Here is a 20300-nt window from a genome sequence, read left to right as displayed (position 1 = left end):
ACCAAAATAAACTTGATAGGTTCATGATAGCATAAGTGACGTGTTTTCCCGCAGCGGACAGCCAGGTCACTGCGGTCTGTACATTCAATTCTGCGCGGTAATCTGTTAGACTAGCAAAGGAAGACTTTTCGATAACCTGGCAAGGGGGGAGACGTTATGCAGTTAGAACATTTACCACGGGACTTTGAGCTCGCCCGACCGGTCTTACAGACCATCGAACAGGCTGGTTTTGAGGCCTATTTTGTCGGGGGCAGTGTCCGTGACACGATTTTAGGCAAGAAGATTCACGATGTCGATATCGCCACGAGTGCGTACCCCGATGAAATCAAACACCTTTTTAAGCGGACGGTCGATACCGGTATCGACCATGGGACCGTGATGATTCTCGATCACGGTACGGGATACGAAACCACGACCTTTCGTTCCGAATCCACTTATACGGACTTTCGGCGCCCAGACCACGTGACCTTCGTCCGCTCTTTAAGGGAAGATTTAAAACGTCGCGATTTCACCATTAACGCATTAGCGATGCGAGAAAATGGTGAGGTCATCGATTTGTTTGATGGCTTAGCTGATTTGAAAAATCGTCAGATTAGAGCGGTGGGCGACCCACAAGAACGGTTCCACGAAGACGCTCTGCGAATGATGCGAGCAGTCCGCTTTGCCAGTCAGCTCGACTTTGACATTGTGCCGGCGACCTTAACGGCCATGGCCGACCACGCCAACTTACTGGCAAAGATTGCGGTCGAACGGACCCAGGTCGAACTCCTGAAGCTGTTCACGGGACAAACACCTCAGCGCGGGCTTAACGCCATGCTAAAGACACAATTGTGGCGCTATTGTCCGGGCTTCGACCACCAAGAGGCCGCCTTGACACATTTGGCCCAGCGGTTGACCACTGGGGTGAGCGGTGAGGTGGCAGCTTGGGCGTTATTAAGCCTCAGTTTTGGCTTGGACCATGAGCAAACTACGCAATTTCTCAAGCATTGGAAGACCTCTAACCAGGTGGCTACGGACGTTCAGGCGGTGGCCGTTGCGGCGCAAGCTCTCATGACGCAACCACTGGATGCCTGGCAACTTTATCGCTGTGGCGCCAACCGGGTCCCTATCGCGAATGAAGTGGCGGTCATTTTAGGCGCACCGGACCGGGCTAAGCAGTTGACTGAAGCAATCGCCGCGTTACCGATTCAGCAAAAGCGGGATGTAGCGCTAACGGGTAAGGACTTGATGCAGGCTGGGGTTCAGCCAGGCCCCCAACTGGGGCAAATCCTAGCAACCTTAGAACGTCAAGTTGTGATGGGCGTAGTGGCCAACGACCGTGAGGCTCTGTTGGCCCAAGCCCAGACCTTGAACTAATTTTTGAACTAAAGAGGGTAGTGACGAAAACTTATGCAAACTTTGCGCGCGGAAAACCTACACCGAACTTATGGTGAAAAAACGCTTTTTGATAATTTGAACTTTATTATTAACGAACACGACCGCATTGGGTTGATTGGGGTTAACGGAAGCGGGAAGACCTCGCTACTCAACACCTTGTCCGGTGTCAATAACGACCAGACAGGGACCATTAGTACTCCTAAGGACTATACGATTGGTTATTTGACCCAGAAACCCGCCCTGGATGCCAATTTAACTGTGATGGATGCGGTCTTTTCCGGGGACCAATCCGTCTTTGTGACGATTCGGCGCTACGAAGCGGCTCTCGAGGCCTACGGGCAACACCCTGAAGATGCCAAGGCGCAGAAACGGTACTTAGATGCCGAAGCTAAAATGAATGAAGAGGACGCTTGGACCGCCGAAAGCGACGTTAAAACCATCCTCACACAACTGAAAATCACAGATTTGTCGCAACCCATCAAGACACTGTCGGGGGGGCAGGTCAAGCGGGTCGGATTGGCTCAAGTGTTGATTCAGTCACCTGATCTCTTGTTGCTGGATGAACCGACTAACCACTTGGACTTCGATTCCATCGCCTGGTTACAACAGTACCTGACATCGTATAAGGGCGCGCTACTAGTCGTGACCCATGACCGGTACTTCCTGGACCAAATTGCCAATCAAATCTGGGAGCTTGACTTTGGGAAACTTTACCAGTATCCCAGTAACTACCAGGCATATGTTCAGGAAAAGGCCGAACGGGTCAGCCAGGAGGCCGAGGCTGAACAGAAATCCAAGCGTCTTTATCAACAGGAATTAGCCTGGATGAAGGCTGGAGCCAAGGCCCGATCAACCAAACAAAATGCCCGGATCAATCGGTTCCATGAGTTAGCAAATCAGCAAGGTACCCGGCAAGTGCAACAGCACGTTTCTATTTCCTTGGGCCAACAACGCTTGGGGAAAAAAGTCATCGAGCTTAAGGATGCTAAGTTGACCCTGGGAGGCCACCTGATTTTGAATGGGTTTAGCGACCTGATTCAGGGAGGCGAACGCATTGGAATCAGTGGTGAGAACGGGGCCGGTAAGTCGAGCCTGCTCAATGTGATTGCGGGCAAGTTGCCGCTCGATTCGGGCATCATTGACGTGGGGGAAACGGTCAAAATGGCTTACTACACCCAGCAAATCGAGCCAATTCCCGAAGATAAGCGGATGATCAACTACTTATCCGAAGTTGGCCAGCACGTGACCGATAAACAGGGGAACTCCGTCAGCGTCACCGAATTGCTAGAACAATTCTTATTCCCCCGGTTCATGCACGGGACGTTGATTCGAAAATTGTCCGGTGGGGAGAAACGGCGGTTATATCTGCTCAAGCTTTTGATGGAACAGCCGAACGTCCTCTTGCTCGACGAACCGACCAACGACTTGGATATTAGTACCTTGACCGTACTGGAAGACTACATTGCGCAGTTTGCCGGGACCGTCATAACGGTTTCCCATGACCGTTACTTTTTGGATAAGGTTGCCGACCGCTTATTGATTTTTGACGGTAACGGTCAAATCGAGCGCTACTCCGGTCAATTCAGTGATTACTTGGCCGCGCAACAACAGACGACCACTAAGCCGAAGCCAACGCACGAGAAACCGAAGAACGCGGATCCGGAACCTAACCAGCCCAAGAAAAAGGTCAAGCTGACCTACGCCGAACAGAAAGAATGGGAAGGCATCGAAGACGTGATTGACGGGCTCGAAGCCAAGAAGGCCGCCGTGCAAAAGGACATGAACGCCAACGGTGATGATTATGATAAGTTAGCTGACCTGCAGCAGCAGCTTGACGACCTAGACAAACAGCTCGACGAAAAAGTAGCCCGCTGGGAATATCTCAGCGAGTATGCCGAAGATTAGAGGGGGACACACCAGAACTATGCTAGAAGACGCTTATTTGAATTTGGAACGAACCGTATTAACACAGGGCCACGAGAAGACCGACCGGACCGGTACCGGGACCATCAGTCTATTTGGCTACCAGATGCGGTTCAATTTACAGGAAGGGTTCCCGTTGCTGACCACCAAAAAAGTCCCGTTTGGCCTGATCAAGTCAGAACTACTGTGGTTCTTGCGCGGCGAGACCAACATTCGCTTTCTGTTGCAACACCATAACCACATCTGGGACGAATGGGCCTTTCAACGTTACGTCGAAAGTGCCGATTATCACGGCCCTGATATGCACGACTTTGGCCGCCGTTCGCTCGTTGATGCCGACTTCAACCGGCAGTACCAAGCCGAAAAAAAGGCCTTTTGCGACCGCATCTTAAACGACCAAGCATTTGGTGATCAATATGGCGACTTAGGCCTCGTTTATGGTCGGCAATGGCGCGCGTGGGAGGGCCATAACGGTCAGACCATCGACCAGTTAGCCAATGTGATTCAAACGTTACGGACTCACCCGGATTCACGGCGGATGATTGTCTCAGCCTGGAATCCGGCCGACGTGCCATCTATGGCATTACCACCGTGCCACACGTTGTTCCAGTTCTACGTCAATGATGGCCGCTTGAGTTGCCAGCTTTACCAGCGCAGCGGTGATATTTTCTTGGGGGTACCCTTCAATATCGCCAGTTACGCCTTATTAACCAACTTGATTGCCAAAGAAGTCGGTTTGGAACCGGGAGACTTTGTACACACTTTAGGCGATGCCCACATCTACAAGAACCACTTGGAACAGGTCAAGACTCAATTGACACGGACGCCTAAGGCCGCACCTAAACTTTGGTTGAACCCCGATAAGTCCAGCATCTTCGATTACGACATGACCGACATCAAGGTGACCGATTACGACCCAGCCCCGGCGATTAAAGCGCCGGTTGCCGTCTAAGGGAGGGACGCGTATGTTAATTTTTCTCTGGGCCGAAAGTAATGGCGGCGTGATTGGCTATCAGGGACAATTGCCCTGGCACTTGCCAGCCGACATGCACTACTTCAAGACCACGACCACGGGTCATACCGTCATCGCGGGCGCCAAGACCTTCGCGTCGTTTGGCCGGCCGTTACCGCACCGGACCAACGTGGTGGTTAGCCACCGCGATGCAAGTGCTTTCCCCACGGGGGTCACGGTCTTGAACTCGCTAGATGCCGTGCGCCAATATGCTCAGGCACACTCAACAGACCAACTGTACGTTGTGGGGGGTGCCCAATTATTTTCGGGTCTGCTCAACGATGTCGACCGGTTATACCGGACCACGATTCACGCCGATTTTCCGGGAGATACCTGGATGCCCACCATTAACTATGACCAATTCATCAAGATTGGTGAGCGGGTTGGTCAACGGGATGCCACCAACCCGTATGACTTCGAATTCGAGCGCTTTGAACGGCGCTAAAAGGCAGAAATTAAATTTAGGTTAAGATTAGGCCTGCTTTATTATGATGTTAGCTAGTTTTGAAGACTAGATTGAGCCGACACGTTGACCCACGGAAAGTTCACCGACCCGGGGTTACGCGTAAAATAAAATAGAAAAGTACATCAGCGCGGTGCCTAGCATCACGAACAGGTGCCAAATGACGTGACCAAAGGGAATCCGTTTGAAGCTGTACAGAATGGCGCCGACGGTAAAGGCCACGCCACCACCAAAGAGCATGGTAAAGCCAATAGGGCCTAAGCCGTGGTAAAGGGGATTGATGCCTAGTAAGCACATCCAGCCCATGACCACGTAAATGACGGTTGAGAGAACTTGGTGTTGACCTAACCAAATGGCTTTGTAGATAATTCCCAAGACGGCCATGGCCCAGATAATCCCAAACATGGTCCAGCCCAGACCACCACCGATAACTAATAGCGTGTACGGGGTGTAGGTCCCGGCAATCAATAAGTAGATGGCACAGTGGTCAAAAATTTGAAACACGTGCTTAGCCTTGGTGAAGACTAGGCTATGAAACAAGGTTGACGCCAGGTAGAACAGGACTAAGATCGACCCATAGATGGCAAAGGTGGTCATGCGTAGACTTCCCCCCTCAGCCTTGGCCTGTAGCAATAAAACGACCAGACTGGCAATGCTCAGTCCCGCGCCAATCCCGTGAGTGGCCGCGTTTAAGACCTCACTCACGATGCGATAACTCCGACTGCGTGTTGGTTCCAAACGACATCCTCCTAATTTAGGTGAGATTTACGGCAACAGCTGAAAAAAGCCGGTGAGTCTGCTATACTGTTACCGTATGTTCCATTACGAATATTGTATCATAAACCAAATTTTTGGTCAGAAAGAGTGGGATTCCCATGGCTAACATCAAAATTGTGACGGATTCGTCGGCGGGCTTGACCGACCAACAAATCCAAGATTATCACATTACCATCGTACCGTTAACCGTTATGATCGATGATACTATCTACGTAGAACGTGAATCGATCACGAATAAAGAGTTCATCGACCAGATGAAATTGTCGAAGACGTTGCCGAAAACGAGTCAACCTTCGATTGGGTCATTCGTCGAGACTTTTGACAAATTAGGTGCCGATGGTAGTGAAATTATTTGCTTCACCATGCTTGAAGCAATCAGTGGGACCATTCACGCGGCCGAACAAGCCGCGAAGTTGTCCAAGGCTACGGTCAGCGTAGTCGACAGTCAGTTTACCGACCAAGCGTTGGCCTTTCAGGTCATCGAAGCGGCTAAATTAGCCGCGGACGGGGCGGATAAAGAGACTATCATCGCCCGCGCGGCGGCAGTCCGTGACCGGACGCATTTGTTTATGGGGATCGTGACGCTCGATAACATTTTAAAGGGTGGCCGGCTCGGTCGAGCGGCTGGTTTATTGACGTCACTGCTCAACATCAAGATCGTGCTGGAAGTCACCGGCGGTCAGCTCAAGATCCGGGCCAAGGGCCGGGGGATGAAGACCATCGACAAGTACTTCGATAAGGTCTACGACTTGATGGAACAGACACCAGGAATTCAATCCATTGGTATTTCACAGGTCGAAGCTTACGACAGTGTCCAAAGCGTCCAGGACCACATCCACGCCTTTCTACCGGGCAAGGATATCTTAGTCCGCGAAACGGTGCCGATTATCGCCACCCACGGGGGGCTTGGGGCTTTTGCCTTGATGTACTACACGGATCCAACTAAATAACACGTTAAACAACCAAAGAAAAAGGGGTGGCCTGGTCACCGCTTTTTCTTTATCAAGGAGGAGGTGGACGTGCCGTGAAACAGGTTAAACATCTCGGTCGCCTACTGGGGAGTGTACTCTTCATCATTTTAGTGGTGGTGGCTGCCTTAACTTATTGGCACCCGGGCACCCGCACGTTACAAACCGAAAAGCAGAGCAATCAACGGACCCACGTGCGCATCGTAGCCCTCGGTGATTCGCTCACGGCCGGTGTCGGTGACCAGCAACAAAAGGGGGGCTACCCCGGCCGGTTGGCCACGAAGATTCGCCGGACCGAACACGTCAAAGTAACGATGCATAATTACGGGGTCGCGGGCGACCGCAGTGACCAAATCGAAAAGCGCTTGGTCACCAGTCAGCCTATGCAACATCAAGTTAAGCGGGCGCAAGCCATTACACTCACAGTTGGGGGTAACGACTTGCTACAAACGTTGACGCAAAACGTGACCATTAGCCAACAGTCTAAGTTGACCAGCCAACTGACCCGGGCTGAACACGCTTATACCAAGAAGCTGACCCATTTGCTAGCTGCAATTCGAAAATACAACCCACATGCCCCAATTTATCTCTACACCATTTACAATCCAATCTACGTGTACTTCGCTAATCTACCGCAGATCACCAACGCGGTCGATGATTGGAATGCCACCACTAAGGCCACGGTCCGGCACCAAAAGGCGCTGTACGTGGTCGATATCAACCGAGCATTATCAGTGGGTCAGTATAAGTCAATCACGCAGCAAGCTAAGCTTAAACGTGCCGCGCAGGAATCTAACAATGGCAAGCTATCGGCACAGAACTTTCAAAAGCAGATTCTCGCCAGTAACACCCATGACGAGCTCAACTACTACCTGTCTACGGCGGACCATTTCCACCCAAATGCCAAAGGGTACCGTTTGATGACCCGCAAGTTATTTGCTAAAATGCAGGCGCACCCACAGTGGTTAGAGAAATAAGGAGGTTTAATCAACAATGCCAGAACATCAGGCCACGCGGTCGCGTAACTGGTGGAAAATCAGTTGCCTAACTTTAGTCACGCTACTCGTTTTAGGCTTAATCGTGGTGGGAATTCAGGTCTTGCGGCCCGTAAAGGTCGCCTCAACCGCCCAGCCAACTAAGGGGGCCACCACCAACGTGAACGTGACCTTAAACAAGAAACAGGTCAACGCCTTAGCTGATTACTACGTCGATAAGTCGCTATCGGGCCAATCGATGAAGTACCGCTTTCAGGTCACCGACCACGCTCTTTTGACCGGCTCCACCAAGGTCTTAGGCGCCCACGTGAACTTTGCGTTACTCTTCAAGCCCAAGGTTTTGCCGTCCGGTAACGTGCGCTTGACCGCTCAAAAACTGTCGATTGGGTCGTTACCGGTGCCCGTCAGTTTCGTGATGAACTATGTCGCCAAGACCTATCCGTTACCCAAGTGGGTGGCCATGGACAGTGCCAACAAGACGGTGACCTTGCACTTGAACGCCATCGGCAACGGCAAGAAATTGTCGTATGCGGCGAAAAAAATCGATCTCTCCGGCAACGGGAAGTTCGTCTTCCAAGCCCGGATTCCCCAGTAATTCAGCAAAGGAGGCGCCTCATGCGCAAAACATTTTATCAGTTCTTAATGACGCAGCGCAATCCAGAAAGTTATGACCCGGTGGCGACGTTTGCTAACAACGCCTTTTATGACAGTGCGTTTCCCAAACAAGCCACGGATTTTGATGCGTTATCCAAATATTTAGAAGAAAATGCGGGGTACCTGCCGTCCATGACCATCTTCGATGATGCCTGGCGGCTCTACCAAGATTCACTCGCATAAGGAGTAATAGTATGAGTACCATTCAATGGTTTCCCGGCCATATGGCCAAAGCGATTCGGCAAATGGAAGAAAACATCCACCTAGTCGATATCGTGTTCGAACTAGTGGACGCCCGGATCCCGGCGGCTTCACGCAATCCCGAAGTTGCCCGTATTAGCGCTCACAAGCCCCATTTGATTATCCTCACCAAAAAGGACCTAGCCGACCCGCAGCAGACCGCCGCGTGGTTAGCTTACTACCGTGCGCAACACCAACCGGCTATCGCCATCGATTCGCGGGCCAACGTGACGCCCAAACAGATCACCAAACTAGCCTTGAACCTCTTGGCCGACAAATTAGCCGCCGAAAAAGATAAGGGTCTCAAGCCCCGTGCCATTCGGGCCATGACCGTGGGGGTGCCCAACGTGGGTAAATCTACGCTCCTGAACCACCTGGTTCGGCATAAGGCCGCCCAGGTCGGCGATACCCCCGGCGTGACCAAGGGCCAGCAGTGGTTACGGTCTAGTCAGCACCTGGAATTGCTCGACACCCCAGGAATCCTGTGGCCCAAGTTCAAGGACCAAGAGATGGCCCAAAAACTGGCGTTGACCGGCGCCATCAAAGAAAAGCTCTACGCCAAAGACGACGTGGCCTTGTTTGCCTTAGGCTTTTTCCGCCAGTATCACGTTGCGGCTTTGCAACAACGTTACCGGTTGAATGCCGCGGACCTTGAGCTCAGTGATGTCGACCTGCTATTAAAGATTACCGCCAATCTAGGGATGCGCGACGATTACGAACGAGCCAGTGAACGGTTGATCCTCGATGCCCGCCACCGAAAACTCGGCGGATTCACCCTGGACCGGGCGCCGAAAGAAGAGACTGCCGATGACCCAGACGCCTAAACGGCCCAGTTTAGCGACCTTGCGAGAAAATTTACGGACGGTCAGCGACCCGCAAGACCCGCAGTTAATCGCCTTGCAGGCTGATCCACGTAAGGGTGCCCAACAATTAGTGGCGACTATCCAGCGGCGGTTAGCGCGACAAGCGGCCGCCGAAGCCGCCTTTCAGGAGCGCTTGCACTACGAGCGGCGGTTTTGGGAACGAAATCTAGTGGTCGCGGGCATCGATGAGGTCGGTCGCGGCCCACTAGCCGGTCCGGTCGTGACCAGTGCGGTCATTTTACCACCAGATTTTGATGTCCCATTGGTCAATGATTCCAAACAATTGACGCCGCAGGAACGGGAACGCTTATATCCCATCATCTTGGAACGCGCCCAAGCCGTTAGTATCGGGGCCGCCAGCAGTGCGACCATCGACCAGCTCAACATCTATCAGGCCACCCGTCTCGCCATGCAACGTGCGGTGTTAGGCCTAGGGCTGGCGCCGGACCATTTGATTGTCGACGCCATGCAAATTCCGGTAGCGTTGCCCCAGACGCGCTTGATCAAGGGGGATGCCAAGAGTGCCAGTGTTGCCGCCGCTAGTATCGTGGCCAAGGTCTACCGGGACCATTTGATGGTGAGCTACGACCGTATCTACCCCGGCTACGGCTTTGCCAAGAACGCCGGCTACGGGACTGCGGAACATCTGGCGGGCCTAGATAAACTAGGGGTCACCCCGATTCATCGTCGGAGTTTTTCCCCGGTACGCCAAAGAATCACCGATTAATCACGGAGGTTAGTCCTAAAGACTTTTAGGAGGTGGGCAATATGCCCCTGACACCCCGTGATTTTTTACTGCGCTTAAGTTTACTCCCCGGTGTGGGTCGCCGCAGTGCACTTGCTTGTTGGCGCTGGCTACACGCACGACCCGCAGAAACGGTCATCACACCAACTAGCCTGGCAACTTTATTGGCCACCGTAAAGTTACCGGCCAAACAAACGGGTTTATTAACGGAACAATTATTTAGCGCTGACCTTGGCCAACGCGTCGCCGCCAACTTGGTCAACTGTCAGGCCTTGACCTTAGCAGACGTTGCTTACCCGGTCGCTTTGAAGGAAACCTACGAGCCCCCGATTGTATTGTATTTTCAGGGACACTTAGAAAATCTGCTGGCCCCTCAGCTCGCCGTCGTCGGGACACGGCACCTCACACCGTATGCCTTTCGGGCAATGCGAGCCGTGTTACCGGTCGTTAGTCGGCAGGGGGTGTGCCTCGTTTCGGGACTGGCTCAAGGCGTTGACACGTTGAGCCACCAGGTGGCTTTAGCCCACGGTGGGCCAACGATTGCGGTAGTGGGAACCGGGCTGGGCCGCGTTTACCCGGCAGCCAATCGTGGCCTGATGGCGGAGCTGGCAACGACCCAGTTGGTCCTATCGGAGTATCCCTTCACGGCGGGCCCGGCCAAGTACCACTTTGTGGAGCGCAACCGCATCATCGCCGGGCTGTGTCAAAGCGTTTTGGTGGTGGAAGCGGCCCACCATTCGGGGAGCTTGATCACCGCTAATTTTGCCCTGCAGGAGAACCGCAATGTTCTGGCCATCCCCGGAAATATCGACGGGTCGAATTCGGTCGGGACCAACGAATTAATCCTCGCGGGAGCTAAGCCAATCCTTAATTCGGAACATATAATGGAAGAACTTTTAGTTGACAAGCGGGCCTGACTTGAAATATTATGTGTTGGATTAAGAGTGAAAAGATTCGCGAGTCAACTACTCGCTGGATAAATAAAAAAATCGAGCCAGCCAGCCCCGATATCGTTAGGGTCTGGCCCGATTTATTGAGGGAGTAATGCGTATTGCCAACTACGGCGAAAACTAAAACCAGCACCCGGAAACGGAAAAAAACACCAAAAAAATTAGTGATTGTGGAATCACCGGCTAAAGCGAAGACCATTGAGAAGTATTTAGGCCGCACTTATAAGGTTATGCCCAGTCTTGGTCACGTACGGGATTTGCCTAAGAGTTCCATGGGCATCGATTTTGATCACGACTACGATCCCCACTACATCTCCATTCGGGGGAAGGGGGATGTCATCAAGGGCCTCCGTGCCGAAGCGAAAAAAGCTAAAGCGGTTTATTTGGCCTCTGACCCCGACCGTGAAGGGGAATCGATCGCCTGGCATCTGGCCCACATCTTGAATTTAGACGTGACCGATAAAAACCGGGTGACCTTTAACGAAATCACCAAGGATGCCGTCAAAGAAGCCTTCAAGACGCCACGGACCATCGATATGGATCTGGTCAACGCCCAACAGGCGCGGCGGATTCTTGACCGGCTCGTGGGATATTCGATTTCACCTTTGTTATGGAAAAAGGTCAAGAAGGGGCTTAGTGCCGGTCGGGTCCAATCGATTGCCTTAGCGCTGATCATCCAACGTGAAAATGAAATCAAGGCCTTCAATCCCGAAGAGTACTGGACCATCGATGGGGACTTTAAGAAAGGCCGGTCCCAATTTGGGGCCAACTTCTACGGGTTAAAGGGCAAAAAGCACGCCTTAAAGGATAGCGACGCCGTGCAGGCCATTTTAAGCCAGCTCGACCCAAGTCAACCCTTTAACGTTACCAACGTGGTCCGCAAAGAACGGAAGCGCTCGCCACAACCACCCTTTACGACTAGTTCGATGCAACAAGATGCCAACCGGAAGTTGAACTTCCGGACCCGCAAGACCATGATGGCCGCGCAACAGCTCTACGAAGGGATCAGCCTGGGCAAGGAAGGCACGCAGGGGCTGATCACTTATATGCGGACCGACTCTACCCGGATTTCCAGTCTCGCGAAGCACGAAGCTTCCACGTTCCTGCATGAAAAGTACGGCGCCGAATACGCGGCCACTAAACCCATCAAGGGAAAGTTGCCCGAAGGCGCTCAAGACGCCCACGAAGCCATCCGGCCGACCTCGGTCTACCGGACCCCGGCAAGTTTGAAGGACCGGTTGAACCGCGACCAATTCCGGTTATACCAATTGATTTGGAAGCGGTTCGTGGCCAGTCAAATGACTAACGCCGTGATGGACACCATGGCCGTGACCATCGAGCAAAACGGGGTCACGTTCCGCTCGAACGGCTCCAAGATGAAGTTCGATGGGTTCTTGAAGATCTATAAGGACGGTAAGGAAAAAGATAACTTGTTGCCCGAAATCGAAGTCGGTGACCAGATGACGCTGGCCAAGACCGACCCGGCCCAACACTTTACCCAGCCGCCAGCCCGTTACTCTGAAGCCAACCTGATCAAGGCGCTGGAAGAAAACGGTGTCGGCCGGCCGTCGACCTACGCGCCCACGTTGGACACGATTCAACGCCGTTACTACGTGAAGTTAGTCGGTCGGCGGTTCGAACCCACGGAACTGGGCGAAATCGTCGACAACATCATCAAAGAGTATTTCCCGGACGTGGTCAACATTGATTTTACGGCTAACCTCGAAAATGAGTTAGACGGTATCGAAGCCGGCCGCCAAGACTGGGTCAAGGTCGTCGATGACTTCTACAAGCCGTTCTCGACCGAGGTCGCTCACGCTGAAACTGCCATCGAAAAGATTCAGATCAGAGACGAACCAGCTGGTTTTGATTGTGACATCTGTGGGGCCCCGATGGTCATCAAGATGGGCCGTTACGGGAAATTCTATGCATGCTCGCGCTTTCCAGATTGCCGGAATACGAAGCCAATCGTCAAGGAAATCGGCGTGACCTGTCCCGTCTGCCACAAGGGCCAAGTCATCGAGCGCAAGTCGAAGAAAAACCGCATCTTTTACGGTTGCTCGCGCTACCCGTACTGTGACTTCGTGTCATGGGACAAGCCCGTTGGTCGGGATTGCCCCAAGGACGGCCACTACCTGGTCATGAAGAAGATTCGCGGCGGAAGCCAAATCGTGTGCCCGAACGGGGATTACGAAGAAGCGCCCCAGAAGTAGCGGCAGTGGTGAAGGCAACTGACGTCTAAGGACCACAATCAAATCGAAATTCTGCTCACATGGTGAGCACTAGAGGCGACCAGGACTGCGTTGAGCGGGCACTGGTCGCCTTTTGGGGTCTTAACGACGCCAATGCCCGTCAGTCGGGGGAAATCGCGTAACGAGTTAGTTGTATTTTTAGAAATCGTTTGCTAGCATTACTAGTGCAGGAGGGGATGTCCCGTGAACGATGCGATTCAAAGCTTCATGACTTACCTGAAGGGGGAGCGGCAGTATTCGCCAGAGACCATCAAGGCCTATCGCGAGGACCTGACCGAATTTTGCCATTTTTTGGCGGCTAACGGGGGCGAAAAGCCCTGGGACAAGATCGACCAACTCGACGTGGAGGTCTACTTGAGCGATTTGTATGACCGCCACTATGCCCGGACGACGATTGCCCGCAAGCTCTCGACGTTACGGTCGCTGTACAACTTTTTACTCAGTAACGGTACGGTGAGCGACGACCCCTTTGCCTACGTTCGGCTGAAAAAACGGCAGGATCATTTGCCACACTTTTTCTATGAACGCGAAATGACCGCCCTGTTTACGGCGGCGGCCGCCAACCCCAATGCTCAGCTTGCCACACGGGATACCGCATTACTGGAGGTGCTGTACGGCACCGGGATGCGGGTCAGTGAATGCGTGAATTTAACGCTAACGGCCGTCGATTTCGATAACCGGATGCTGCTAGTTGAGGGGAAGGGCAACAAGGAACGTTACGTGCCGTTTGGCCACTATGCCAGCACGGCGCTAAAGACGTACTTGCAAGAGGCCCGCACGCCGTTGATGGCGCGGTATCAACAGCACCATGATTTCGTGTTTGTGAACCACCGTGGGCAACAGTTGACGCCGGCAGGGGTGACCTATTTGCTCAACCAAATCATGAAGCGCAGCACGTTAACGGCCGACATTCATCCCCACATGTTGCGGCACACATTTGCCACGCACCTGTTGAACCGGGGCGCCGATTTACGGTCCGTGCAGGAACTGTTGGGTCACAGCAGTTTGTCGACCACGCAGATTTACACCCACGTGACCCGCGAACACTTGCAACGCGATTACCGCAAGTTCTTTCCCCGGGCCACGGAGGACGCGCCTGACGCCCCCAACCCACGTTCTAAATGAGATAAGGAGATGGCAAAACTATGCCAGTAAAATTTGAAGCCACCACGATTTGTGCCGTTCGCCATAACGGTCATAACGCCATGGCCGGTGACGGTCAAGTCACCATGGGAGAAAAAGTCATCATGAAGGGAACCGCCCACAAGATTCGGCGGATCTATAACAATAAGGTCGTTGTCGGTTTTGCCGGCAGTGTCGCTGACGCCTTCAATCTCGAAGAGAAATTCGAGGGTCAACTCAATGAATACAGCGGTAACCTCCAACGGGCCGCGGTCGAATTGGCTAAGCAATGGCGCTCCGACCAATCCCTCCAAAAGCTGGAAGCTTTACTGATCGTCATGGATAAGGACGAAATGCTCTTAGTTTCCGGGTCTGGTGAAGTTATCGCCCCCGACGATGATATTTTGGCTATCGGTTCTGGGGGGAACTTTGCCTTGGCGGCTGCGACGGCCTTACACCACCACACCCCGGACATGACGGCTAAGGAGATTGCCGAAAGTGCCATCCACATTGCGGGCGGCATCGACATCTTCACTAACGAAAACGTGATTTCAGAAGCACTCTAAAAAAGCGAGGAATGAATACCGTGGATGCAATCAATAAAACACCAAAAGAAATCGTCGGTCTGCTCGACCAATACGTGATCGGGCAAGACGAGGCGAAAAAGGCCATCGCCATCGCGTTGCGTAACCGTTACCGGCGGATGCAACTCGATCCAGCGATGCAAGAAGAAATTTCACCGAAAAACATGCTGATGATTGGACCGACCGGGGTCGGGAAGACTGAAATCGCCCGCCGATTGGCTAAGATCGTGCACGCGCCGTTTACCAAGGTCGAAGCCAGCAAGTTCACCGAGGTCGGCTACGTCGGCCGGGACGTGGAATCCATGGTCCGGGACTTGGTCGAAGTGGCGGTCACCATGGAAAAAAAGGACCAGTTCAAAAACGTCCGGGCCGATGCCGTGCAGGCGGCCAACAAGCGGTTAGTTAAGCTGCTAGCCCCGGCTAAGAAAAAGGAGAACAAAAACAATAACAACGAGTTCGCCAACATGATGAACATGTTCTCCCAGATGCAGAACGGTCAAACGCCGACGATGCCCAACCAAAACGATGAGGAAGTCACGGACGACATCCGTAACGAACGCTTATCCTTAGCGGACCAACTTAACAAGGGCTTGCTGGAAAACCACCAGGTCGAAATCGAAATGGATGACCCCCAACAGGCCAACGCGACCGATAACAATATGTTGGGCCAAATGGGCGTCGATTTGAGCGATACCTTAGGCGCTATCATGCCGAAGAAGCGCATCAAGCGGACGGTCTCGGTTGCCGAAGCGCGGGAAATCTTGGTCGCTGAAGAATCCGAAAAATTAGTCAACGATGCGGATATCAATCACGCGGCCATCCAACGTGCAGAAAACACCGGGATCATCTTCTTGGACGAAATCGACAAGGTCACTAAGGGCAACAGCCAAAACAGTGGCGACGTTTCCCGTGAAGGGGTCCAACGGGACATCTTACCAATCGTTGAAGGCACGCAGGTCAAGACCAAGTACGGGGCCATCAACACAGACCACATCCTGTTCATCGCAGCGGGGGCCTTCGCCGAATCGAAACCGAGTGATTTGATTGCTGAACTGCAAGGCCGATTCCCGATTCGCGTGGAATTGAACGACCTGAGCAAGGAAGACTTCGTCAAGATTTTGACCGAACCTAACAACGCGCTGGTCAAGCAGTACATCGCGTTGATTGGCACAGACAACGTTAAGGTGACCTTCACCATGGAAGCCATTGAGCGCATCGCCGAACTGGCCTTTGAACTCAACCATGAGAACCAAAATATTGGAGCCCGGCGGTTACAGACGGTGCTGGAAAAACTCCTCGAAGACCTGCTCTACGAAGGCCCAGAGATGGGTACTGGTGACGTCACCATCACCGAAAACTACGTCAATGATAAGATCGGTGACATCGTTCAAAACAAGGACCTGTCCCGCTATATTCTGTAAGTTACAGCTAAAAATTTTGTTTTTTTACGCCCGGGCCATGGTGCCCGGGCGTCTACATATTTCGTCACAATAGTTGGAGGGACCTCAATGTTAACCATCAGCAATGAGTATTTAACGGTTTTAATCAATCCTTTGGGCGCCGAAGTCACCAGCGTCAAGGACAACGCCAGTCACTTGGAGTATATGTGGCAGGCGAACCCGGTCTACTGGCCACGCCATGCGCCTATCTTGTTTCCCATCGTGGGTCGGTTGCAGGATAATCAGTACCAAGTCAACGGCCAGACCTATCAGCTGACCCAGCACGGTTTTGCTCGGGATAATGAGTTTCGTCTCTGGTCACGGACACCCAGTTCGGTGACCTTACGTTACGCGAGTGATGACCAATCGAAGACCAAGTATCCGTTTGACTTCGCTTTGACCGTCAAGTACACGCTCACGGCCCATCAACTCAAAGTTGCCTTTACGGTGGACAACCCCAGTGACCAGACGTTGCCGTTCTCGTTAGGGGCCCACCCTGGCTTTAACGTGCCATTCGGGGATGTCTTCAACAAGTTCGAGGATTACCAGGTCACGGTGGCGCCCAAGCGGGTCTACCAACGGGTCCCGTTAGTCGGGCCATACAGTGATTCGACCCATTCAGTCCCGTTAGACCTCACGCACCCCTTACGCTTGAGTCACGACTTATTTGACCACGATGCCCAAGTGCTCACGTTGAACGACCAGGAGACCACGGTCATGTTGGGCACGCCCCGAGATGACCACGGTGTGGCATTGACCACTACGGCCCCGTATCTAGGCATCTGGTCGCCGTACCCGAAACAAGCGCCGTTCGTTTGTTTGGAACCTTGGTGGGGCTTAGCTGACGACGTGCACGCGACCGGTGAGTTGACCAGTAAGGTGGCCATTCAAAAGCTGGCTGCCCACGCACAGTTCAACGCGGGCTACCAGGTCACCTATTTCTAAGGTCACCTATTTCTAAAATCGACGTGAAAAAGGACCCAGAAAAATTTTCTGAGTCCTTTTTGACCGCCTAAAAAAGCGGTCCAGCCATCCCAGAAAGGATACTGAACCGCTGGTTAGTCACATTGACGATGTCTAGCCTTTCGAAGACCGGCGCCGAAACCCCCGGCCGAAGGGGACCATCGACTCGGTCCCTTGTCGGATCCGCCGAATGTTACTGCGATGCCGGTAAAAAATGAAGAGGGTAAGGATCAGCGCGATGCCCGTTAAATAAATATCGTGGAAAAATAGCGAAATCAAAGTAATCAACGTAAAGGCAATCATGCTGGCCAGACTCACCATGCTGGTCCAATAGATCAAGCAGACCCACAAGCCTGCAGCGATACCGAACATCAACGGGTTATAAGCGAGGAGCATCCCCGCAGACGTGGCGACAGCCTTGCCACCTTTAAAGTGGTCGAAGACCGAGACGGTATGGCCCAGGACCGCGAACAACCCGAACAGTAACGGGGTCGCGTGGCCTAAACCGGTCGTGACGTGGCCCCAAATCGGCAGTAAGGTCGCCACCGTGCCCTTGGCAATGTCCAAGACCATGACGACCGTCCCCGCATAGGGACCTAAGACCCGATACGTGTTGGTGGTCCCAATGTTACCGGAACCAGCCTGACGAATATCGGTTTTAAAGAAAGCTTTACCAATCCAGACCCCGTTGGGAATTGCCCCCAACAGATAGGCCACTATAAGTAAGCTAACGAGTTTCACAACACATTCCTCCGCTCTTGAGTACCGTGATGGGGTAAACCCACCACCAATTAAAGCTGTTTTATATTTTAGCATGTTTTTCCCAGAACGCCAATTATCCTTAGAGAACCTAGTTTTTTATCGGGTCGCTGTGGTATGATAATGTGGTTATGGCTACTCGTAGCGGTCTTTGACCACCTTTATTGAACATATGTTCGGGATGGGGTACACTAAGAGTATGCGCAAAAAAGAGTTTGGAAACGAAAGGGAGATTTACGTATGGCGAAAGCAAAACCAACTTACGACGATTCCTCCATTCAAGTTTTGGAGGGATTGGAAGCTGTTCGTAAACGTCCGGGTATGTACATCGGGTCGACCGACAGTCGGGGCCTGCACCATTTGGTCTATGAAATTGTCGACAACGCCGTGGATGAAGCCTTGGCCGGTTACGGGAAGGAAATCAACGTGACTATCCACGCCGACAACAGTATCACCGTGGTGGACCACGGGCGCGGGATGCCGGTGGGGATGCATGCCTCCGGGATTCCCACCCCAGAAGTCATATTAACGGTCTTACATGCCGGGGGTAAATTTGGCCAAGGGGGCTACAAGACCTCTGGTGGCCTGCACGGGGTCGGGGCTTCCGTGGTCAACGCCTTATCGAGTACGTTGACCGTCACCATCGTGCGCGATGGTGTCCGGTACCAGGAAAAGTTCGCCCAGGGCGGCCATCCCCAAGGGACGCTCACCAAATTAGGCAAGACGCGGGCGCACAACGGGACGACATTAACGTTCAAACCGGACCGAGAAATCTTCACCACCACGGTCTATAACTTCAATACCTTAGCAGAACGTCTGCGTGAATCGGCCTTCCTGTTGAAGGGCGTGAAGATCACCCTGACCGATGAACGCGCCGGACAAGAACGCGAAGAAGAGTACCACTACGAAGACGGCATCAAGGAATTTGTCAGTTACCTCAACGAAGACAAGGATACCTTAGGCGATATCCTGTACTTCGACGGGAAGAAAGATGGCATCGAAGTCGAGGTGGCCGCTCAATACAACGACGGCTACACCGAAAACCTACTGTCGTTCGTCAACAACGTCCGGACCAAGGATGGTGGGACCCACGAAGCGGGGATGCGTAGTGGCTGGACCAAGGCCTTCAACGAGTATGGGCGCAAGGTTGGCCTGCTCAAGGACCGGGACAAGAACTTAGAAGGCTCCGACATCCGTGAAGGATTATCCGCCGTGATTTCACTGCGGGTCCCAGAAAACCTCTTGGAATTCGAAGGGCAGACTAAGGAAAAACTGGGGACCCCCGAAGCCCGCACCATCGTGGATAGCATCGTGGCCGAACAACTGACCTACTTCCTGATGGAAAACGGCGACTTTGGTAAAATGTTGATTCGCAAGGCCACTCAGGCCCGCCAAGCCCGCCAGGACGCCCGTAAGGCTCGAGACGAAAGCCGCAATGGGAAAAAACACAAGCGCCATGAGCGCCTGCTGTCCGGGAAATTAACGCCGGCCCAGTCGAAGAATTCGGCGAAGAACGAACTCTTCTTGGTCGAAGGGGATTCTGCCGGCGGCTCGGCAAAGCAGGGCCGAAACCGGAAGTTCCAAGCGATTCTCCCGTTACGGGGAAAGGTCTTGAACACCGAAAAGGCCAAATTGCCGGATATCATGAAAAACAAGGAAATCAGTACCATGATCTACACCATTGGGGCGGGCGTAGGAGCCGATTTCGACATCGACGCCGCTAACTACAATAAAATTATTATCATGACCGATGCCGATGATGATGGGGCTCACATCCAAATTTTGCTGTTGACCTTCTTTTACAAGTACATGCGGCCGATGATTGACGCCGGTCGGGTCTACATTGCTTTGCCACCGTTGTATCGGATTCAACGGACCGGCAAGAAGGCCAGCATCGAGTATGCTTGGACCAACGACGAACTCTTAGAAAAGACCAAGCATATCCCGACCCACGGTTACCACCTCCAACGGTTCAAGGGGCTGGGGGAAATGGATGCCAGCCAGTTATGGGAAACCACGATGGACCCCGATAACCGAACCCTGATTCGGGTGAAGATCGATGACGCGGCCTTAGCCGAACGGCGAGTCACCACGTTGATGGGGGACAAAGTTGAACCCCGGCGGAAATGGATCGAAAACAACGTTCAATTTACCCTCGAAGACGATGACCAGGACCTCATCACGGGGACCGAGTCTAAGGGCCAAGCCTAATTG

The 20300-nt window shown here is 52.9% G+C and carries 19 protein-coding genes; 17 read left to right on the top strand and 2 right to left on the bottom strand.

Features of this window, described 5'->3' with window-relative positions; translation table 11 throughout:
• Positions 1 to 156 precede the first annotated feature (156 nt).
• From DXH47_RS02240 to DXH47_RS02225, 4 genes are read left to right on the top strand one after another with little or no spacing between them, the layout of a single operon-like run.
• Positions 157 to 1356, top strand: coding sequence for a CCA tRNA nucleotidyltransferase (locus tag DXH47_RS02240; RefSeq protein WP_129031457.1), 1200 nt, complete (start codon positions 157 to 159; stop codon positions 1354 to 1356).
• Positions 1357 to 1389: 33 nt separating this feature from the next.
• Positions 1390 to 3282 carry an ABC-F family ATP-binding cassette domain-containing protein gene (locus tag DXH47_RS02235; protein ID WP_129031456.1) on the top strand — a complete coding sequence of 631 codons (1893 nt, stop codon included), beginning with the start codon at positions 1390 to 1392 and terminating at the stop codon, positions 3280 to 3282.
• Positions 3283 to 3301: 19 nt separating this feature from the next.
• The gene (locus DXH47_RS02230) at positions 3302 to 4252 is read left to right on the top strand and encodes a thymidylate synthase (protein ID WP_129031455.1); all 951 of its coding nucleotides are present in this window, start codon (positions 3302 to 3304) and stop codon (positions 4250 to 4252) included.
• 13 nt (positions 4253 to 4265) lie between these two features.
• Positions 4266 to 4757 (top strand): dihydrofolate reductase, encoded by a 492-nt coding sequence (locus DXH47_RS02225; protein WP_129031454.1) that lies wholly within the window; start codon positions 4266 to 4268, stop codon positions 4755 to 4757.
• Between the two features lie 114 nt (positions 4758 to 4871).
• Here DXH47_RS02225 and trhA read toward each other — a convergent pair whose 3' ends face one another.
• Positions 4872 to 5513, bottom strand: coding sequence for a PAQR family membrane homeostasis protein TrhA (trhA, locus tag DXH47_RS02220; protein ID WP_129031453.1), 642 nt, complete (start codon positions 5511 to 5513; stop codon positions 4872 to 4874).
• A gap of 137 nt (positions 5514 to 5650) precedes the next feature.
• On the opposite strand from trhA, the gene DXH47_RS02215 reads away from it, so the two are divergent.
• From DXH47_RS02215 to DXH47_RS02160, 12 genes are all read left to right on the top strand, one after another.
• Positions 5651 to 6502, top strand: a complete 852-nt coding sequence (locus DXH47_RS02215; protein ID WP_129031452.1) for a DegV family protein — start codon at positions 5651 to 5653, stop codon at positions 6500 to 6502.
• Between the two features lie 74 nt (positions 6503 to 6576).
• On the top strand, positions 6577 to 7497 hold the full coding sequence (locus tag DXH47_RS02210) for an SGNH/GDSL hydrolase family protein (RefSeq protein WP_129031451.1): 921 nt from the start codon (positions 6577 to 6579) through the stop codon (positions 7495 to 7497).
• A gap of 16 nt (positions 7498 to 7513) precedes the next feature.
• Positions 7514 to 8110, top strand: coding sequence for a YpmS family protein (locus tag DXH47_RS02205; RefSeq protein WP_129031450.1), 597 nt, complete (start codon positions 7514 to 7516; stop codon positions 8108 to 8110).
• A 20-nt stretch (positions 8111 to 8130) separates the two neighbouring features.
• Positions 8131 to 8352: a YozE family protein gene (locus tag DXH47_RS02200; RefSeq protein WP_129031449.1), complete on the top strand. Its 222-nt coding sequence runs from the start codon at positions 8131 to 8133 to the stop codon at positions 8350 to 8352.
• Positions 8353 to 8363: 11 nt separating this feature from the next.
• Positions 8364 to 9233 (top strand): ribosome biogenesis GTPase YlqF, encoded by an 870-nt coding sequence (gene ylqF, locus DXH47_RS02195; RefSeq protein ID WP_129031448.1) that lies wholly within the window; start codon positions 8364 to 8366, stop codon positions 9231 to 9233.
• Positions 9217 to 9999 (top strand): ribonuclease HII, encoded by a 783-nt coding sequence (locus tag DXH47_RS02190; RefSeq protein WP_129031447.1) that lies wholly within the window; start codon positions 9217 to 9219, stop codon positions 9997 to 9999. The genes ylqF and DXH47_RS02190 overlap by 17 nt, the downstream gene beginning before the upstream one ends.
• A 41-nt stretch (positions 10000 to 10040) precedes the next feature.
• Positions 10041 to 10934: a DNA-processing protein DprA gene (dprA, locus tag DXH47_RS02185; RefSeq protein WP_129031446.1), complete on the top strand. Its 894-nt coding sequence runs from the start codon at positions 10041 to 10043 to the stop codon at positions 10932 to 10934.
• A gap of 134 nt (positions 10935 to 11068) precedes the next feature.
• Complete coding sequence (topA, locus tag DXH47_RS02180) at positions 11069 to 13180, top strand: type I DNA topoisomerase (RefSeq protein ID WP_129031445.1); 2112 nt, start codon at positions 11069 to 11071, stop codon at positions 13178 to 13180.
• 222 nt (positions 13181 to 13402) lie between these two features.
• Positions 13403 to 14344, top strand: a complete 942-nt coding sequence (gene xerC, locus DXH47_RS02175) for a tyrosine recombinase XerC (protein WP_129031444.1) — start codon at positions 13403 to 13405, stop codon at positions 14342 to 14344.
• Positions 14345 to 14364: 20 nt separating this feature from the next.
• The gene (hslV, locus tag DXH47_RS02170; protein ID WP_129031443.1) at positions 14365 to 14907 is read left to right on the top strand and encodes an HslVU peptidase proteolytic subunit; all 543 of its coding nucleotides are present in this window, start codon (positions 14365 to 14367) and stop codon (positions 14905 to 14907) included.
• A 20-nt stretch (positions 14908 to 14927) separates the two neighbouring features.
• The gene (gene hslU / locus DXH47_RS02165) at positions 14928 to 16346 is read left to right on the top strand and encodes an ATP-dependent protease ATPase subunit HslU (RefSeq protein ID WP_129031442.1); all 1419 of its coding nucleotides are present in this window, start codon (positions 14928 to 14930) and stop codon (positions 16344 to 16346) included.
• Positions 16347 to 16433: 87 nt separating this feature from the next.
• Complete coding sequence (locus tag DXH47_RS02160; protein ID WP_129031441.1) at positions 16434 to 17309, top strand: aldose 1-epimerase family protein; 876 nt, start codon at positions 16434 to 16436, stop codon at positions 17307 to 17309.
• 132 nt (positions 17310 to 17441) lie between these two features.
• Here DXH47_RS02160 and plsY read toward each other — a convergent pair whose 3' ends face one another.
• On the bottom strand, positions 17442 to 18068 hold the full coding sequence (gene plsY, locus DXH47_RS02155; RefSeq protein ID WP_225423481.1) for a glycerol-3-phosphate 1-O-acyltransferase PlsY: 627 nt from the start codon (positions 18066 to 18068) through the stop codon (positions 17442 to 17444).
• 258 nt (positions 18069 to 18326) lie between these two features.
• On the opposite strand from plsY, the gene parE reads away from it, so the two are divergent.
• Entirely contained in the window at positions 18327 to 20297 is a 1971-nt protein-coding gene (gene parE, locus DXH47_RS02150; RefSeq protein ID WP_129031439.1) for a DNA topoisomerase IV subunit B, read from the top strand.
• The last annotated feature ends 3 nt before the right edge of the window (positions 20298 to 20300 follow it).

Source organism: Levilactobacillus suantsaii, assembly GCF_004115745.1.
GTDB lineage: Bacteria > Bacillota > Bacilli > Lactobacillales > Lactobacillaceae > Levilactobacillus > Levilactobacillus suantsaii.
The sequence above is the reverse complement of the archived record's forward strand: the minus strand, read 5'-3'. Positions and strand labels throughout refer to the sequence as shown.

Coding starts and splice junctions, on each gene's coding strand:
- DXH47_RS02215 (WP_129031452.1), top strand. CDS start 5,651: ATGGCTAACATCAAAATTGTGACGGATTCGTCGGCGGGCTTGACCGAC.
- DXH47_RS02160 (WP_129031441.1), top strand. CDS start 16,434: ATGTTAACCATCAGCAATGAGTATTTAACGGTTTTAATCAATCCTTTG.
- parE (WP_129031439.1), top strand. CDS start 18,327: ATGGCGAAAGCAAAACCAACTTACGACGATTCCTCCATTCAAGTTTTG.
- DXH47_RS02200 (WP_129031449.1), top strand. CDS start 8,131: ATGCGCAAAACATTTTATCAGTTCTTAATGACGCAGCGCAATCCAGAA.
- DXH47_RS02225 (WP_129031454.1), top strand. CDS start 4,266: ATGTTAATTTTTCTCTGGGCCGAAAGTAATGGCGGCGTGATTGGCTAT.
- hslV (WP_129031443.1), top strand. CDS start 14,365: ATGCCAGTAAAATTTGAAGCCACCACGATTTGTGCCGTTCGCCATAAC.
- DXH47_RS02190 (WP_129031447.1), top strand. CDS start 9,217: ATGACCCAGACGCCTAAACGGCCCAGTTTAGCGACCTTGCGAGAAAAT.
- DXH47_RS02240 (WP_129031457.1), top strand. CDS start 157: ATGCAGTTAGAACATTTACCACGGGACTTTGAGCTCGCCCGACCGGTC.
- DXH47_RS02230 (WP_129031455.1), top strand. CDS start 3,302: ATGCTAGAAGACGCTTATTTGAATTTGGAACGAACCGTATTAACACAG.
- DXH47_RS02235 (WP_129031456.1), top strand. CDS start 1,390: ATGCAAACTTTGCGCGCGGAAAACCTACACCGAACTTATGGTGAAAAA.
- dprA (WP_129031446.1), top strand. CDS start 10,041: ATGCCCCTGACACCCCGTGATTTTTTACTGCGCTTAAGTTTACTCCCC.
- DXH47_RS02205 (WP_129031450.1), top strand. CDS start 7,514: ATGCCAGAACATCAGGCCACGCGGTCGCGTAACTGGTGGAAAATCAGT.
- ylqF (WP_129031448.1), top strand. CDS start 8,364: ATGAGTACCATTCAATGGTTTCCCGGCCATATGGCCAAAGCGATTCGG.